At 33.2% G+C, this 17644-nt stretch carries 14 protein-coding genes; all 14 read right to left on the minus strand.

The annotated features are described in order from the left end of the window. Positions 1–28: 28 nt before the first annotated feature. Entirely contained in the window at positions 29–1096 is a 1068-nt protein-coding gene (locus QRE67_RS24680; protein ID WP_286122782.1) for an EpsG family protein, read from the minus strand. A gap of 345 nt (positions 1097–1441) precedes the next feature. Then, on the minus strand, positions 1442–2344 hold the full coding sequence (locus QRE67_RS24685; RefSeq protein WP_286122783.1) for a glycosyltransferase family 2 protein: 903 nt from the start codon (positions 2342–2344) through the stop codon (positions 1442–1444). Positions 2345–2371: 27 nt separating this feature from the next. Further along, positions 2372–3484, minus strand: a complete 1113-nt coding sequence (locus QRE67_RS24690) for a glycosyltransferase family 1 protein (protein WP_286122784.1) — start codon at positions 3482–3484, stop codon at positions 2372–2374. An 11-nt stretch (positions 3485–3495) separates the two neighbouring features. Further along, positions 3496–4563 (minus strand): glycosyltransferase, encoded by a 1068-nt coding sequence (locus QRE67_RS24695; RefSeq protein ID WP_286122785.1) that lies wholly within the window; start codon positions 4561–4563, stop codon positions 3496–3498. Beyond that, on the minus strand, positions 4526–5692 hold the full coding sequence (locus QRE67_RS24700; protein ID WP_286122786.1) for a glycosyltransferase family 4 protein: 1167 nt from the start codon (positions 5690–5692) through the stop codon (positions 4526–4528). The genes QRE67_RS24695 and QRE67_RS24700 overlap by 38 nt, the downstream gene beginning before the upstream one ends. 111 nt (positions 5693–5803) lie before the next feature. Next, positions 5804–7618: a polysaccharide biosynthesis protein gene (locus QRE67_RS24705; RefSeq protein ID WP_286122787.1), complete on the minus strand. Its 1815-nt coding sequence runs from the start codon at positions 7616–7618 to the stop codon at positions 5804–5806. Between the two features lie 635 nt (positions 7619–8253). Next, complete coding sequence (locus tag QRE67_RS24710; RefSeq protein ID WP_286122788.1) at positions 8254–8913, minus strand: CpsD/CapB family tyrosine-protein kinase; 660 nt, start codon at positions 8911–8913, stop codon at positions 8254–8256. Beyond that, positions 8903–9601 (minus strand): YveK family protein, encoded by a 699-nt coding sequence (locus tag QRE67_RS24715; protein WP_286122789.1) that lies wholly within the window; start codon positions 9599–9601, stop codon positions 8903–8905. Before QRE67_RS24715 ends, QRE67_RS24710 begins: the two co-directional genes overlap by 11 nt. Before the next feature lie 1190 nt (positions 9602–10791). Continuing rightward, complete coding sequence (gene srtD / locus QRE67_RS24720) at positions 10792–11373, minus strand: class D sortase, LPxTATN-specific (protein ID WP_286122790.1); 582 nt, start codon at positions 11371–11373, stop codon at positions 10792–10794. Between the two features lie 127 nt (positions 11374–11500). Then, positions 11501–11851 (minus strand): LbetaH domain-containing protein, encoded by a 351-nt coding sequence (locus QRE67_RS24725; protein ID WP_286122791.1) that lies wholly within the window; start codon positions 11849–11851, stop codon positions 11501–11503. 157 nt (positions 11852–12008) lie between these two features. Continuing rightward, a complete protein-coding gene (locus QRE67_RS24730) occupies positions 12009–12764 on the minus strand; it encodes a WecB/TagA/CpsF family glycosyltransferase (RefSeq protein WP_286122792.1) in 756 nt (251 codons plus the stop codon). Continuing rightward, positions 12761–14689, minus strand: a complete 1929-nt coding sequence (locus QRE67_RS24735; RefSeq protein ID WP_286122793.1) for an alginate lyase family protein — start codon at positions 14687–14689, stop codon at positions 12761–12763. The genes QRE67_RS24730 and QRE67_RS24735 overlap by 4 nt, the downstream gene beginning before the upstream one ends. After that, positions 14686–16023 carry a phenylacetate--CoA ligase family protein gene (locus QRE67_RS24740; protein WP_286122794.1) on the minus strand — a complete coding sequence of 446 codons (1338 nt, stop codon included), beginning with the start codon at positions 16021–16023 and terminating at the stop codon, positions 14686–14688. The genes QRE67_RS24735 and QRE67_RS24740 overlap by 4 nt, the downstream gene beginning before the upstream one ends. A 67-nt stretch (positions 16024–16090) precedes the next feature. Beyond that, positions 16091–17638, minus strand: coding sequence for a murein biosynthesis integral membrane protein MurJ (gene murJ, locus QRE67_RS24745; protein ID WP_286122795.1), 1548 nt, complete (start codon positions 17636–17638; stop codon positions 16091–16093). Positions 17639–17644: the final 6 nt, after the last annotated feature.

Below are 17644 nucleotides of genomic sequence, written 5' to 3' on the forward strand. Positions count from 1 at the left end.
TACTTAAAAGTAGGGGTTACTGAAAAATCTATAAAGATATATATTTACTTGTATACATGATTCCTAAGCTTATTACATTCTCGTAAAAATAATAAATAAGATAACATAATAAAAGTCCATAATATACGAACTTCCTATCCTTTTTACAAAATAATACAACAATCCATGAAATTAAAATTAATTGATATAAACTGAAATAAATGCTGAATCTTGCAAATATCCAATTTTGTGTTGAAATAATCATGAACACTAAACCAATTAAAGACATGTTTACAATGTAATCACTTTTCGGAAAAACTTCTCTTAATTTTTCTCTTCCAAAATATGCAATAATTATTGGCACAGCACTAACTGCAACACGTAATACATTTGCTCCTCCCTCTGCAAAGTCCTTGTAGTGTCCATACTGAGTTGATTCTAATGCCGCGAACAAACTTTCTGAGAATTGGTTAAATCCAATTACTATAATGACTGAGAAGAAAAGCAATATATACGTACCCCAAGCCCAAGCCTCTCTCCTAACCAAAAAGTAAATCGGGATTAAGACAAGCGCTGACTTATGAATTGTAGCTGCTAAAAGTACAATTAAAATATATTTTTTCCAATTTCCATTGAAAATAAATTTTGTAGCTGTAAAGATAACAGCTGCTGCTAAAAATTGCCTGATTCCGTTCATGGATACCAAATACATTCCACCTGTAATATAGACAAACAAAGCTACTTCAAACATCCGAGAGTATTTATAAAGAGTTATTACAATTAATACATTTGTCACTAACGCAACAATAAACACCATTATTTGTGGATCTTTTGAGAAGTTTTGAAGAACCATCTGTAAAAGATCGAATCCAAAATCCCCTGTAAAATCGATAGTTTTCCAATCGAATTCATTGTGAGAATAGGAATACATGTAAAAATAAGTATCACCAATATTATTTCTAAGTCCCGATACAATAACAAGAGATGCCATTGCCAAGAAACTAAATATTTTATTTGGTTGAACTGGAACGATCCCATTGTTCATGCTCTTTGCAGAATATCTTGCAAAAAAAGATAAAATATAAACTACAGAAAGATTTATCCATAATACAGTCATTCCATAACTCCTTCCACACGGCACACAAGCAAGTAACTTAGAAAAGCAAAAGCATTGGAAAAACAGATATATTTATATAAATACAAATTAAAAAACCGACATAAAACCCTTCTTTTTAGGTGGGAGAGAGCATCCGGCCATGCATAGAAGCGGTCAGATCCTTTTCCTGCCCAGACATAGTGAAAACAAAGAGAGAAAACGAGTGCAGGTCACCTTTTGTTATTCATAACCGCGGCTTATATGTCGAAAAATCAAAATGAATTTATATACACATAAATATATTAAACGATTAATTGACCAATTATTGCAATCTTAAAAAGCAATTACCGGTATATCGTCACCTTCCTAATGGTGCTTCGAAACAGTTCTATTACTCGTATTATTTATATAAAGATAAAGCAAAATTCCAAAAGGTATTGCCAAGAAAGTAGTACCCTTACATGGTGATTCTTTAAGAAAAACATAATTTCTGATCATTAGATTACTCGATACATAATGTATGGATTCCCGAAATCTCTCCTTAAAAGAAGGAGCATACTTCATAGCAACCTTTCTGAAGAATAAAAAACCACGCGGATTTTTCTTATATTGTTTAATCATGTTCATACTTGAACCATCATCCAAATATTCCACATGGCATAAGACTTCGTTCATAATGAGTAAAGGGCATTGTTGATCAATTAAAATATACTTATAACTGAGCGGGCAGTATTTTTCTCCTGAAAATATAGGATATGGCAAAGAGTTTCTTGTCAATTCCGAACGATAAACAAGTTTCTTGTCTCCTCTAACTCCGTGAAGACCATACAAACCTGATAGTGTGGAAGCTTGAATATTAGATGGCATTTTAGTTCCAATGATCTCTCCATTTGGTTTTGCATCTAATCCGACTATTCCAGCAAACTTCTTACTTCCATGTGTCTTCCAAAATGAAGCAATCTTTTCAACAGCATCTTCTGCCATATAATCATCCGAGTCTATACAAACATTTAACTCTGTATCAATTAATTCATAAGCGGTATTGTGCGCTCCGTGCATACCTTGATTTTCTTGGTAATGATAACGGATGGGAACTACATCTTCTGCAATCCAAGTATCGACAAGTTCCTTTGTGTTATCAGCAGATCCATCATCAATGATTAACCAAATAAAATCTTTACATTTTTGTCTCTTTAAACTTTCGTAACATAAATGAAGAGTATATGCACGATTATATGTAGGCGTAAAAACGGTTAAGAGTGGCGTCATTACAAACCCTCCTGCATCAAGTTTTTATTATTTATAGGCATGTGCATAATAGTAATCTGTCAGCCAGCTTGCCATAGTAGCCGTATCATAGCCAATATTTTGCATTACATTTGTTGTATCCTCATGCTCTACTGATGAGGAAAGAATATGATCTGCCCATAATTCCGTTGAACTCTTTAAGCTCATAAATTTCATTCGGCCAGTCAAGTTAGATTCACTAGTGATTGCATCAGACACCACACAATTTAAACCAGCAGCCTGTGCTTCAACTAGTACAACTGGCAAGCCCTCAAAAAGTGAAGGGAAAAGAAAAATATCAAATCCTTGCATCAATTTCGGGATATCAGTTCTAGTTCCTAGAAATCTGACTTTAGAAGACAATCCTAAATCAGCTACCTTTTTTTCAATGCTTGGGCGTAGGGAACCTTCTCCTATGAGAACCAGTATGGATTCTGGGTTCTTTTTATGTACAGCATGGAAAATATCTATTAAGAATTCATGATTTTTTTGCTTATTGAACCTTCCTACATGCCCTAGAACTAAAGTATCATTATTTGCTCCAATTTCTTCTCTTACTTTATTTCTGTTACTTTCATTATATTTAAATTCTTCAGCATTCACTGCGTTATTTAGAACTTTCACTTCGTTAGAATTCGCCCTGTTCTTTCCAAACAACCATTCCCCTGCTTTTTTTGAACATGCAAAATAGGCAGTCGGATTGTCTTTCATTGCAAATCTTGCATATAGTCGAAAAGGAAGTTTTATATCGATACCTAAATCACTTAAATGGCTGTGCGTAATACGGCATGGAACACCTGCATTTTTTGCTGCTCTTAATACAAAACTACTGTTCTCATTGATATGGGAATGTACTACTTTATATTCAGGATTAGTAGCAAAGAACTCATTGAGTAATTTAAAGTAACGGCGATAATTTCCAGGGCGTATCTGTGGCATTCGATAAATTTTTCCACCAAGCCCCTCAATTTCATCATCATAATGTCCCTTATCTGTTCTATGTACCATAAAATCAAATTGAATCTTGCTACGATCCATTCTTCGGTAGTAATTCATCAACATAGTTTCAAGCCCGCCGCGATTCATGACGGTAACTACTTGAAGTATACGAATAGGTTTCAAGAGTACCACTCCTATCTAATCATCTTTCTGAGTGAATCTATTGCCACTAACATAAAATAATACCCTGCGGTAAACCTATATTTTACGCAAAAGTAAAACGCCTTCCAAACAATAGGGAAGTGATCCATCTCTAATTGTTTAAAAGAACGCCTTATACGATTATCATTCAGTATTCTACTTAATCTATTAAATTTCTTGAATGGAGATATGCGATTACTTTTACTCATCATATTTAGGCCAAGCCCGAGCGTATTAAGACAAATACGATTATTTAATGCTAATCGAAAGTTTCCTGATAGCTGCTTATCTTCTAAAAATTGCTCAATTATATCATAAAGGTTAAACCATTGGTTCATCAATTCCGGTTTGTAATTAGACGTGACCGAAGCTGCATTTGTCTTCCAGTAATGATAAAGGGATTTATTTAAAAAAACAAATTTATCGATATGATAAAATGTATGTATATTAAATAATGAATCCTCATTTGTACCAATAAAACTTAAATCCACAAACTGAACTGCGTTTTCTTTAATAATATCAGAACGATAAAGCTTTGACCAAACAGTCCCCCAAGCATCTAAGAATTCTGGATTTCCTATCTCTTCTTTTATAGGGCCGATTAAACGTCTCATTACATTTACTTTAATTTCTTCGCCTTCATAACAAACCTTTTCAGGAAGATCAAATTTCTTCTCTTTTGAATGACTTCCAAATTCACGAGTATATGTACACATAACAATGTCTGCTTCACCTTGAACTGCTTCCTTATACAAGGTTTCATACATTTCCGTATTTATCCAATCATCCGGATCAACAAACCCAATATATTCCCCGCTTGCGGTTTGTATACCTTTATTTCTTGCTGAAGAAACACCACCGTTTTCTTTTTCAATCACTATAATTCTTTCATCTTTCTTTGCGTACTCATTAAGTATATCTGCACTCTTATCTGTTGAACCATCGTTTACCATGATGATTTCAATATCTTCAAGTGTTTGTGACGTTAGGCTGTTTAAACATCTTTCTAATAAAGTTTCAACATTATAGACAGGAACTATTATACTGACTTTCGGTCTCATCTGTTTCCTCCAGAATGTATTTCCTATAAATAGAACTCAATTCAGATTCAACTTGAATAATCGAATATTTATGCATTTTTCGTTTGCTTTCAATACCCATTTTTACAAGTAAGTCTTTTGATTTGTTCATCTCTACTACTCTTAAACCAAACATTTGAGCATCTTGATTGGAAATGATATAGCCATTTACTTTATCTTCTACAAGCTCCAAATGTCCCCTGTTCTCGCTGGCTATAACAGGCAATCCGCAAGCCATCGCTTCCATAATATTCACTGGTAACCCCTCACGGAGACTCGATGCAACCGCAATGTCGCAGATGGATAAAATCTTTGCGATATCATTCCGATAACCGAGAAAGTCCACCATTTCAAATACACCCATTTGTTTAGCCAATTCTTTGCAATCCTCTAGCAGGGGACCGTTTCCAGCCAATAGAAGCCTCGCATTAGGAACATTATCTTTTATTAAAGCCAATGATCGAATTAAAAGCTGTTGATTTTTATTTTTATTAAACTCAGCCGCATAAAACATCAAGAAATCATCGGGCTTATACCCCATCTCATTCCTTAGACAAAGCTTTTGAATCTCATCAACCGGTTTAAAGTATTCTGTGTCCACTCCCACTCCATGAACTTGTTCAATGTTAGTTGCTTTGAAACGCCGATGAACAGCCAGATCATAGTCCTCTTGATTTATCGTGATAAGGCAGTCTGTGTAATTTGCCATTACTTTTTCAATGGGATAATATAATAGCCAATTTATAAGCGGGGCACCTTTACAAAAGTGGAATCCATGAGCAGTATATAAAACCTTTGTTCCATGCTTTCTAGATTTTCTTGCTGCCAAACGTGCAATGGCTCCTCCCATCGGTGTATGACAATGAATGATTTTATATTCGTTTTTATCAATGATTGCTTTCAACTCTTTATAAGCCTTAATATTCTTAAGTTGCAAAGGCGATCTTTGAATAGAAAGTTCATACTTCTTATCCACATATGGAAGTTCCATGTTGCCAGCAGCAGCAACATGAACTTCCCATCCCTGTTCTTTAAACCATTTCATATATGGCAAGTGAAATGCTTTAAAATGAAAGTCTACCGTTGCACAGAATAATACTTTATTTTTCACATATATCACCCTACACTTGTTATAGTCTGTCTAACCAACCTGTGACCTGTACATACTTCATTTCTCCAAATAGTAAGACACGCGTCTAAGCATATGTATTCAAATCGACATTCACACTATATTTTGCGAAACTATACGGCTATTTGCCAATTCCAATACCTGTTCTCTCAATTTTGATTTCTCAAGATCAGGATATGTTTGAATAATTTCTTCGATTTCTTTCATATAAAGATTGGATGTTTTACCTATGTAAATTTTAGGATGAATTTGTTGCTCATGTAATTCTTCTTTTTTCAACAATTCTTCAAAAAGCTTCTCTCCAGGTCTCATTCCAGTGAACTTTATTTGTATCTCATCTAATGAGTTTCCTGATAATGTGATTAAGTTTTTCGCAAGGTCTACTATTTTCACAGGCTCTCCCATATCTAAAATGAATATCTCTCCACCTTTAGCTAATGCTCCAGCCTGTATTACAAGTTTAGACGCTTCTGGAATTGTCATAAAGTAACGAATCATTTTTGGATCAGTGACCGTCACTGGACCACCTTGCTTAATTTGCTTTTTGAACAGTGGTATAACACTACCACGGCTTCCCAATACATTCCCAAAACGGACGGCCACAAACTTCGTATTACTTGTTTTATCCAAGTTTTGGATTACCATTTCAGCAAGCCTTTTTGTCGCACCCATTACACTTGTCGGATTCACAGCTTTATCTGTAGAAATCATTACAAACGTCTCAACTCCGTGCCAACTTGCTGCTTTTGCCACATTTGTTGTCCCGATCAAATTATTTTTTATAGCTTCTTCAGGGTTGCGTTCCATCAGCGGTACATGCTTATGTGCAGCAGCATGATAAACAACTTGAGGCTGATATTGACTCATGACTGACATCATTTTCAGATCATCCTGTACATCAGCAATTTCTGTAGTAAAAACAATACTTGTGTCACCGTATAGCTCTCTCAATTCCATTTCAATGGAATAAATACTATTTTCACCGTGCCCCAATAAAACCAATTGTTTCGGGTTAAATTTTGCAATTTGACGACAAATTTCAGATCCAATTGAGCCACCAGCGCCAGTTACTAAAATGACTTTATCAGTTATAAAGTCTGAAATACTTTCAATATCCAATTCAACCGGCTCACGCCCTAATAAATCTTCTACCTGGACATCACGAAATTCATTCACTGAAACTTTCCCAGTCACTAAATCCTCCAACATTGGAAGGATCTGAGTTTTTGCTTTTGTCTTAGAGCATTCTTGAAAAATCGTATTTAATGCTTTCTTACTAAGTGAAGGAATTGCTATGATGATGCTATCGATTTCGAATTGCTGAACAACAAATTCAATACGGTCAATTCCTCCGATTACCGGAATTCCAAGAATATCTAATCCGTGTTTTTTTGTATTGTCATCAATGAACGCCACGGGCATTAATTCAGTGTCATTATTATTCAAAAGTTGTCTTACGACCATTGTACCCGCAGAACCTGCACCGATAATCAACGTTCTTTTTTTGTCGTCCCCTTTTTTGATATAAGTATCTCTGAACATTCGCCATATAAAACGTGATCCTCCAATCAGTAAACCATGGATCATCCACGTTACAACAAGAAGACGGAAGTAAATGTCTTGAAGCAATATTTGTTGTACTACTGCTGTTGTGACAATAGAAAGTGTGATTGCTTTCAAAATAATTAGCAATTCTCCTATACTTGCATACTCCCATGCTTTTTTATAAAGCTTATAAATAAAAGAAAAAATATGATGGCTAAGCAGCAGGGTCACTGCACTTACTATGATGGGAAGTGTTATGACATTGAAATCAGCACTTACTAAGAAGCGACTAAAGAAAATCGTGGTTAATACGATTAAGGAATCCATTAAAATTAATAAGGATACTCTTTGACGATACGTCATAATAGGCCCCCTCTCTCTCAATTTTTTTATAACAAAAGAAAATCCTTATAATTATTATCTTAGGATTAACAGATTTATATATTGCATATGTCCAGCTGAATATATACATAAACACAAATTAAAAACCCGACATAAAATCCTTCTCTTTAGGTGGGGGAGAGCATCCGGCCATGCATAGAAGCGGTCAGATCCTTTTCCTGCCCAGACATAGTGAAAACAAAGAGAGAAAACGAGTACAGGTCACCTTTTGTTATCCATAGCCGCGGCTATATGTCGAAAAATCAAAATGGATTTATATAGACAAGGAAAGTAATCCATAACCAACTAATGCAAAGTTCCTATCTACAAAATCCTTTAAAAAGACTTTCTAGACAAGAACTTCAAATAAATTTGGGCATTCAACCCTCCCTCACACCATACTCTTGACGACTAACGTCTAAGGTCTTTTATAACCCACAGCATGGCCGAGTGTCTCCATTGATAGCGGTAAGGAGACATCACCGTACCCTATAAATTTTTTATAGGTGGTCTTTCATTCTCTACCAAGAAATGTATGAAAAGCTTTTCATATTTACGTCTCAGGTTAAGAAAGCGCTGTATCAGCATTTGCTGTATACCTTATTCTAATAAATCTCTTATACCTTTTTATTCAGAATAGCCCCCACAAGCTTTCCTTTTGTTAACTCTAACGCCCTATCTGCTTCGACTGCTGCTTCACTAGCAGTTTGATAGCAACTTAACACCAACAATACTCCATCACACTGACTAGCTAATATATTTGTGTCTGCCACCTCCAGAAGGGGCGGAGAGTCAAATAAAATAATGTCATATTGCTCTATTGCTTTGCTAATTAAATTTTGCATAGATGGTAAGCTAAGCATCTCAGCTGGATTATTAACTTCAGGACCACTTGTCAATATATGTACATTTTTAACTTCTGTCTGACTTACCACTTTTTCTAACGTTGCTTTTCCCTCTAGAATATTTGTTAATCCAGATTTATTTTTCACTCCAAAAATCGCATGTAGTTCCGGGGTTCGCAAATCCGCATCAACGACTAAGACCTTGTCATCTTGCTGAGCCATAGACACCGCCAAATTTGCCACAGTAGTGGTTTTCCCTTCCCCATATCCAGGAGAAGTAACAATTATAGTTCGTTTTTTATCAGTTTCAGATGCAAACTGAAGATTAGTACGAATTGTTCGATATTCCTCAGCGACCTTCGATTTCGGAGCTATATGAGCAATTAAATGACTATTATCAAGAATACGGTTTTGTTTTTTATTACGAATCAAATGTTCTCCCCCCTACTGTTACACTTTCTCTCTTACTTTTTTTATCTACTATATTATTTTTCTTCATTTGAGAAACACTTCCTAAAACGGGAACCCGTAATAGCTTTTCAATGTTACGTTCCGATTTAATCGTTTCATCAAGAGAATCCAATAAGAAGACCACTCCGATACTCAATATAAGACCGGCAGCTATAGCCATCTCTATCGCTTTTGCATGATTTAGATTTATTGGTGAAGGATTCCCTTGTGCATTTGCTTCAGTTAAGATACGCACACTTCCAAAATTCATGATAGCACTTACTTCTTCTTTATAAACATTTGCTGTAGCATTAACAATTTTGGCAGCCTGAGCCGGATTAGCATCCATAGCTGTTATAACGACAACCTGGGACTCCTCCACTTTTCCAACACTTATCTGTCCACTTAATGCACTTGCTGATTTTTGCAACTTTAGTTGCTGAACTACTTTTTCTAAAACAACGGGTTCTTTTATCATTACTTTAAGTGTACTCATAGCTTCAGCATTAGCTGGAATGAGCATTCTTGCGGAGGACGCATATAAAGGCGTTTTCATGAAAAAGCTGTATATACCACCAACAAATGCAGCTAATATCGTGATCACTGCAATAATCCAAAATTTCCTTTTTATAACATTAAACAAGTTTTTTAAGTTTATTTCTTTCTCCATATTTCCCCTCCACTACTGCTCATTTAATTAGTTAACAAGTCTTCAGATACAAATTGAAGATAAATCAAACGGTATTGCCAAAATCAAATTTGATCGCATGTAACATCTATATAAATACAAATTAAAAAAACGACATAAAACCCTTCTTTTTAGGTGGGAAAGAGCATCCGTTCATGCATAGAAGCGGTCAGATCCTTTTCCTGCCCCATGCCAAGCGAGTACACTCACCTTTTGTTACCCATAGCCGCGGCTTATATGTCGAAAAATCAAAATGGATTTATATAAACAGTAATAATTTTATCAGGCATATCTTCTATTCTAAAAATATATAGCTTATTTTATTAAGCACAATATTACTAGCGTTGCATTAATATAATGTGATATAATTATTCCCAATGTTTTTAATGTTACAACTTATTAACAAATCCATAAAAAAAACCCTTATAATGGTAAGTACAGATAATTTCCTGTCCAAACCCAAAACAAAGGACCAACTCATGGACAAGAATACACTATTTTCTTCATTTGGTAAATGGGTATCACCCATTAATTTAATAAAATTTCTTGTATAAAAATACTAAATGAATAGAGAATACCTTTCGAGCACTTGTTCTCTTTTTTTATTTCGCAGCACATAATAACACTTTGAATAATTAAATAAATATATATAAATACAAATTAAAAAAACGACATAAAACCCCTCTTTTTAGGTGGGAGAGAGCATCCGACCATGCATAGAAGCGGTCAGATCCTTTTCCTGCCCCATGCCAAGTGAAAACAAAGAGAGAAAACGAGTGCGGGTCACCTTTTGTTATCCATAGCCGCGGCTTATATGTCGAAAAATCAAAATGGATTTATATAGTTTGTTAGTTGTATGCAACGCTAGTTTATTTCAATATAAAAAATACATTATATATGCATTTTCATATATTTTTTTGGCTCAAAACTATTATACGATATATTTTTTATTTATGATATATAAACACAATGTTTAGTGCAAAATGAAAGTGGGTTTTACTGCCTGTTAATGCGGGGTAAATATGAATGATAAATAAGATTTCTAATAAACACTCTGTATTCCATGCAACACAAAGAAAGCCCAATTGCACAAATAGCAATTGGGCTTCTTACTTCATCTATGATTGTTTCTCTAAATTCGGCTTAGACACAAGCTTCGTATATACAATAAATCAATCCGGAGCATCACCAATATACTCAAACGGATAACATGTCGTTAACGTCAGCGTCTCATAATCAGTCGGAACAATGATCGTATTATCATTCGCACCTGTAATTTTGAGATCTGTTATTTCATACACAAACTCACCATATGGCGTTGAGAATTTGATTGAATCGCCCTTCTTTACACCCTCAAGCTTGTGAAAGCTCGTATTACGGTGCCCGTTTAGCACAACATTTCCACCTTGACCAGGTAATAAGCTTCCGGCAAAATGTCCAACTCCTGACTTGAGCTCCTTCGGCTGCGTCCCTTGCACGACAGGAACGTCATAATCAAGAGACGGAAATTTCAGCTCCCCAATCTTATCTCCTGGATCAGGACGCTTGGACCAAAGTTGCTTGAATTCTTTTTCCGGTTCAGCAGGCTTATACGGCGTAACAACTGTATGAGCTAACAATGCAGTTTGCTTCGTTAATTCCCAACCGAAAAAGGCGACAATCCCCAGTCCAATTAAAATAGTGGAAACGGGAATCCCAATGATTACCCATCTCCATTTTGATTTACGCTTACGTACTTTCTTTCTCTTTTCCATAAGACGCTCTTACGCTTGTTCTACTTTACGAGCTAATCGTACCGCTGGAACTAACGCAGCTGCACCAAGCAGTACAATTAAACCACCAATTAACATATACATTTGTTTACTAATGAATTAATGTTCACTATTTAAAAATTTTAAGTTTACGAGCTGGGATCCCCCCCCAAATCTCGTTATCTCCAGTACTTTTTAATAAGACTGAATTAGCTCCAATAACTGTGTTTTCCCCAACTGTCAAAGTACCTTCTTTACATAAAATTTTACTTCCAGCACATAATATGGCACCTTTTTTTATTAATATCCCATTCATTTTACTCTCTTCAAATGAATTAAATATATCAGCTCTCCCAAGCGTTACTCCTTGATATATTTTAACATTATCCTCAATTTCAGTATTAGGATGTAATACCGTTCCGTAAGCCCAATGTACGAACGTAACATCCTTACCTAATTTGACTGTTTTAGGAATTTCCACCCCTAAAAACTTTAATAATACGTAACTTATATTTTTGAGACCAAATATTCCTCTGGTAAATAATAATATTTTAAATATAACAATGTCCCTCCTACAAGCGAGTAACTATTAATATCTTTTGACTGGTATAAATCCATTATTGTATAAAAATATTTCTTCACCCTACTTTACGCGAATTATTAATTCTTTTTTTCTCTTTAAATACCTCATATATAAATTTGCTATTCCCTACTAAATATCTCTTCCACATTCTTTTTGGTTCTTGTAAAAACCTATAAAACCATTCTAATCCTGCCTTTTGCATCCATACTGGGGCTCTTTTTGTTACTTCTGCGACCACATCAAAGCTCCCACCCACTCCCATGCTAAAAGGTACCCCTAATCCATTTAAATTATCAGCTAGCCAATATTCTTTCTTAGGTGAGCTAAATGCAACCAATAAAATATCTGCTTTAGAATTTCTTATATCTTCTACAATTTTTTCATTTTCATGCTCTTTAAAATAACCATTGCGATAACCAGCTACTTTTAAATTAGGATACATTCCCTGGTAATACTTTACTACCTTTTCGACAACCTCATTTTTAGCACCAAAAAAATATATACTGCGTCCTTTTTCTGAAGCAAGCTTTATTAACTCCTCCATTAAATCAATTCCAGTAACCCTTTCTGGTAAAGAAGTTCCAAGTATATTAGATGCCCAAACAATAGATTGTCCATCAGCATTTATAATTTTACAATCTTGTATTATTTCTTTTAGTTTTCTATCTTGCTCCATTAAAACTACTTTTCCTGCGTTAATCACAACATGTTGTGTAGGTACCTTGGCTTCTATTATTTTATCTATTTCCATTACAGTCTCACCAAGGGTTAATGCCGCTACTTCACAATCAAACATATTTACAGTTTTCAATTTTTAACACTCCGTACATTTTTATAATTTTCATAAATATACCTTTTACCTTTGTGAATAAATTCATTGTTCTTCAATATAATTGGTTCTGATGAAATAATAGTAAATGCAGTAGACTGAATTGAAAAATCATGAATAATTTGTAAACCTAATCCTTTTTCTTTTCTTAAAAACCCTTTAGATATCCACTTATCTACAATTTTATATGGTTGTGAAAAACTCATATATAAATTTTTATTTTCTAAGGTTATAGTAGTATCATTAATTTTATCTATATTAACATCAAGTTCAAACGTAAAATTAACCTCTCCTATACCTTGATACTTATCTGCAATAATAACTATTCCTTGCTCTTTCATATACGTTATAGCTCGTTTATGAGTATTAGGTGAATAACCATCATGTTCACCACTCATATATATAATTTCCTCTGTCTCTCCTGAATCAATTAATTTTGCATGCGTCTTTTTAGACCATAAAAAAGGACCATTCATCACTGATTGGTCATTATTATTATCTGATAAGGTATTATGGGAGGAAGTCTTTCTAAAATAATCCCTCCAATTTGATTCAATATTATATATATATGTTCCAGGATCAACGAGAATTGGTTTTTTGTTAAAATGGTAAACTAATGATAAAGCATCAGCATGTCCATGTGCAGCAATTGCACCAAAACCTAAACTCCCAACATCAAAAATAAGATAGTGATTATTGTGATTTAAAAATTCATATCCACCATGTTTAAACTCATAAAAGGAATCATATTCATGCTGTTTTAAATTATCAAAGTTACCTGTATTAAATAGTGCAACTTCCGGATATAAAGAACTAAACTCTATAAATTGCTCTCCATAATAAATTGATGCTAACTGTAAAATATACAGATAATAATTTTTATCTTCTCCATTAACATCTATTATTTTAGCATCATCACTATCACCTATTTCTGTGACACTTCCTCCTTGTTGTAAATACCCCAAGAATTTTACCATTTCGTATATATGCTTTTCGTATAGAGGCGGTTTACTAATTGCCCGAAGGAATAAATTATATTGTAATATACTATCTAATACAAATGCATGGTAATGTACTGCTTGTTCTTTATTAACCCCATCTTCATATACTTGTAATGGAATTTGCTCTTTTAAGATTTTTTGTCCTATTTCAAACCAGGATTGCTTGTAAATCGGTTTTAAAAAATAGCCAATCATTGAACCGATGGCCACTTCGAGTATAAGATGATTATTTGCAGATGAATGTAAAGAAAGATTTTTAAAAACATATTGAGTTGAATTTGTTATTCCTTTTAATAAATCTTTTAAAAATTTTTCATCTTCAATTTCACTTAAAATACAATAAGTAATCATCCATTGGTATGCACGAATTGCTATTTCCATTGATGATGCCCAATTAACCCCTTTTAAAAACGGATTCTCTCTAACCCATGCATAAAAATGTTCCTTTAAAATATTAAGTGCTTCTGGATTGTTACCTGTTTTATACTGTAAAGCCAAGTTAACAAAGAACAAATGGCGGTTAGTTTCCCAAGTAAATCTTATATCTCCAATTTGATCTTGATCTCTAAAAGGAATTTCAAAACTACTCTTGTCCTTAGGCCAATTGCCAGACATACCTTTATTCCAATGTATAGGACTCTCTATATTATATTTTTGATTAAATACCTTAATATCACTAGAATAATTTACTCCTTCCAACGAATTAAAATTCAAAAACTCCCCTAACCGACTGTTTAAGCTTCTCATATTAGAAAAATCTAAGTTGTTTTCAATTTCAAGAATAGATATATCCTTTGAATATTTATATTTATATTGTTTTTTATTGATTTTTTGCTGAACTCTATAGCCTATTTCTTTAAATGACATAGCACGCAATCGATGATAATACCAATTTATCGTTTTCATTTATTGATTACACCACCACTAACATGTGAGATTACCCATCTATACTTTCCATTTTTTGTGCGTGGAATATCCTCAACAATTTTAATATTAATATTAGATTCATTACCAAATCTTTCTTTCAAACCATTCAATAGTATACCTATTTCTTCAGAATTAAACTCTGCTTCAGGAACAAGTAAAATTTCATATTCATCAAAATCATGCTGTATAACTTGAGATTTTAATAAATGATTTAAAGGCTTAAATGCGTGAGTAATTATGGACGGACTTATCCATCTACCATCCCTAGTAATAATCATGTCTTCTTGCTTCGTTTCAATAGGCTCAATTAACGTATGATTTCTACCACACTTACAACCATCTTTATTAACTTTTCCGTAATCATTTGTTACATATCTAATTAAGGGCATGCCAAAATTATGAAGAGCTGTTCCAGCCATAATTCCTTCATCGGTCGCTAAGCATCCATCACTGATGAATTCCGTAATACCATACTCTTCATTTAAATGTAGCCCATTATGAATTTGACATTCCGAAGCACTAATGACTCTCTCTGCCATACCATAAAAGTCCCAAATTTCACAGCAAAAAACCTCTTCTATTAATTCTCTTTGATAAGAATATATTGGCTCAGAAGAAGTAAATATTGCTTTTAAATGTAATTTTTTATTCATTTTTTGTAATGCTTTAGCAAGGGTATAAGCTGTAGATGGATAGGCCTGCAAGGCATCCGGTTCATATTCTTCCAACTTTTCAATATAATGTACTAAATTTTCTTCAGTCATATGGAAAGATGACAAATATAATTGATTTTGCATTTTATTATGAAGCCAAAATGGTGGTGTATTTCTATCTTCATTAATAATCTGATTACCTCTACATATAGCTAACCTTGAACCCTTTTGAAAGTCAGCCCACATCCATTGTCTCCACACAATTGCATTCTCAAAATTAATTGAATGTAGATCACGATAAAAATGTGCGGGTGTTCCTGTAGTACCACTAGTATGACCAATATTCATCAAAAACTTAGGCTTATTTTTAGCTTTTAATTCTTGAAAGTTTTTCTTTACATCAGTTTTTGTTAGTAAAGGGATTTTCCATAAATCTTCTTTAGTTTTAACATCTACAGGTTTTAACTTTTTTTCATTAAATACTCTATTATAGTACGGAACATTTTCATAAGCATGTTCTACTATTCTTCTTAACTTTTTATTTTGATAATTCTCAAGTTCACCTTTTGAGTAAAATTGACTCTCATTTAAAAAACTAAGTATTTTTCTAAATTGAATACCTTCTCTTAAAATTTTATTTTTAAGACTTGAAACAAGCACTTGATCGCCTCCTATTAACCAACTTATATAATTCTTTTAATAAAACTACGCAAAGTATAATTAAATTCTATTTAGCCTTATTAATATATCCACTAAAATTATTAACTTTTATAACTTTCAATAGAATTGCTAAAATAAAAAATAGAATTCCTCCAATAAAAATAGTAACTCCTAAAGATATCGTTTCTGTTATAAAACCCCATTTTGTAATAAAGCTACTTATCCAAGAATAAACAGGTCCTATTATTACATATATTGGAACGCTAATAGTTAATACTTTTAAGAACTGACTATTAACCCCTGTGAGCTTTATCCCTTTATTTTTTAAATATTTCATTTGTAGTATTGTGACAAGCATTACACTCAAAGATGTAGCTAAGGCTATTCCACCCAATGACAAATAGTTTATTAAAAGAAATTTAAATATAATATTAACGGCGACTCCTAATATCGAAATAAGCATAGGAGTCCTTGTATCTGACAATGAATAAAAAGATCTATTAAAAATTTCTCTAAATGTAATAAATATCATAGCTGGACTATAATATAATAATACTTCAGCTGTTTCTAAGGTTGCTTGATGAGTAAATTTTCCTCTTTCAAATAATAAAGCGATAATAGGTTCCTTCAAAGCCATTATTAATACTGTTATAGGGATGATAATTATACTAGTCATCTTAATAGCATTACGTAATGTATCAGTAAACTCTAATTTAGCTCCTTTTGCCGCTAATTCTGATAAAGTAGGAAAAACAACTGTCGCAATTGCTAGTCCAATAACATGAGTAACCAAAACATTGAGTTTTGATGCATAGTTTAAAATTGATAAAGCACCTGAAGCAATTACACTAGCCAATATACTATCAATTATTAAATTAATTTGTAGTACTGAAGAACCGACAAATACTGGTATTACTCTCTTAAACATATCTTTTATTTTTGAATCTCTAAAAGAGATAAAAGCTGTATATGCATATCCTACTTTCTTTATAAACGGCAATAATGAAACAATAGATATTATATAGCCTATTGTTATTGCGTAAACAATACCGTAGTCTCCTAATTTATCATGCCAGAAAAATAAAAATAAGATTAAAACGAAATTTGTATAAATACTTACACTTGCAGCTGCTCTAAAACTTTTATAACAATTTAACACACCTACTAATACACTTTGAATACCTATTAAAATTAAAGTAAATGCCATTATCTTAACTGAATTAATAGCTATATTCAGCTCAGCACTTGAGTAATTAGTGATAAATCCAGGTGCTAACAATTCAATAATTTGTCTTGCAAATACAAAACATATAAGACTTATACATATTAAAAATAGTAAGCATATATTTAGTGTATTACTTATAAATCTATTTTGTTCCCTACTAGATCCTTTTACTATTAATTCCGATAGTATAGGGCTAAACGTAGTACTTACTGCCCCTCCTACTGAAATGAATATAAGAGTCACTATAGATACAAGAAATACATATAAATCACTATAAAAGGACGGACCATACTTATAAGCAAATAAAGTATCTACTCCAAATCCAGAAATTTTACTTAGTAAGGTAAAAACTACCACAATAAATGTACTTTTAAAAAATGCACTTTTCATAAAATC

It is taken from the genome of Bacillus sp. DX3.1 (assembly GCF_030292155.1).
Lineage (GTDB): Bacteria > Bacillota > Bacilli > Bacillales > Bacillaceae_G > Bacillus_A.

Coding starts and splice junctions, on each gene's coding strand:
- QRE67_RS24680 (WP_286122782.1), bottom strand. CDS start 1,096: ATGACTGTATTATGGATAAATCTTTCTGTAGTTTATATTTTATCTTTT.
- QRE67_RS24685 (WP_286122783.1), bottom strand. CDS start 2,344: ATGACGCCACTCTTAACCGTTTTTACGCCTACATATAATCGTGCATAT.
- QRE67_RS24695 (WP_286122785.1), bottom strand. CDS start 4,563: ATGAGACCGAAAGTCAGTATAATAGTTCCTGTCTATAATGTTGAAACT.
- QRE67_RS24705 (WP_286122787.1), bottom strand. CDS start 7,618: ATGACGTATCGTCAAAGAGTATCCTTATTAATTTTAATGGATTCCTTA.
- QRE67_RS24715 (WP_286122789.1), bottom strand. CDS start 9,601: ATGGAGAAAGAAATAAACTTAAAAAACTTGTTTAATGTTATAAAAAGG.
- srtD (WP_286122790.1), bottom strand. CDS start 11,373: ATGGAAAAGAGAAAGAAAGTACGTAAGCGTAAATCAAAATGGAGATGG.
- QRE67_RS24735 (WP_286122793.1), bottom strand. CDS start 14,689: ATGAAAACGATAAATTGGTATTATCATCGATTGCGTGCTATGTCATTT.
- murJ (WP_286122795.1), bottom strand. CDS start 17,638: ATGAAAAGTGCATTTTTTAAAAGTACATTTATTGTGGTAGTTTTTACC.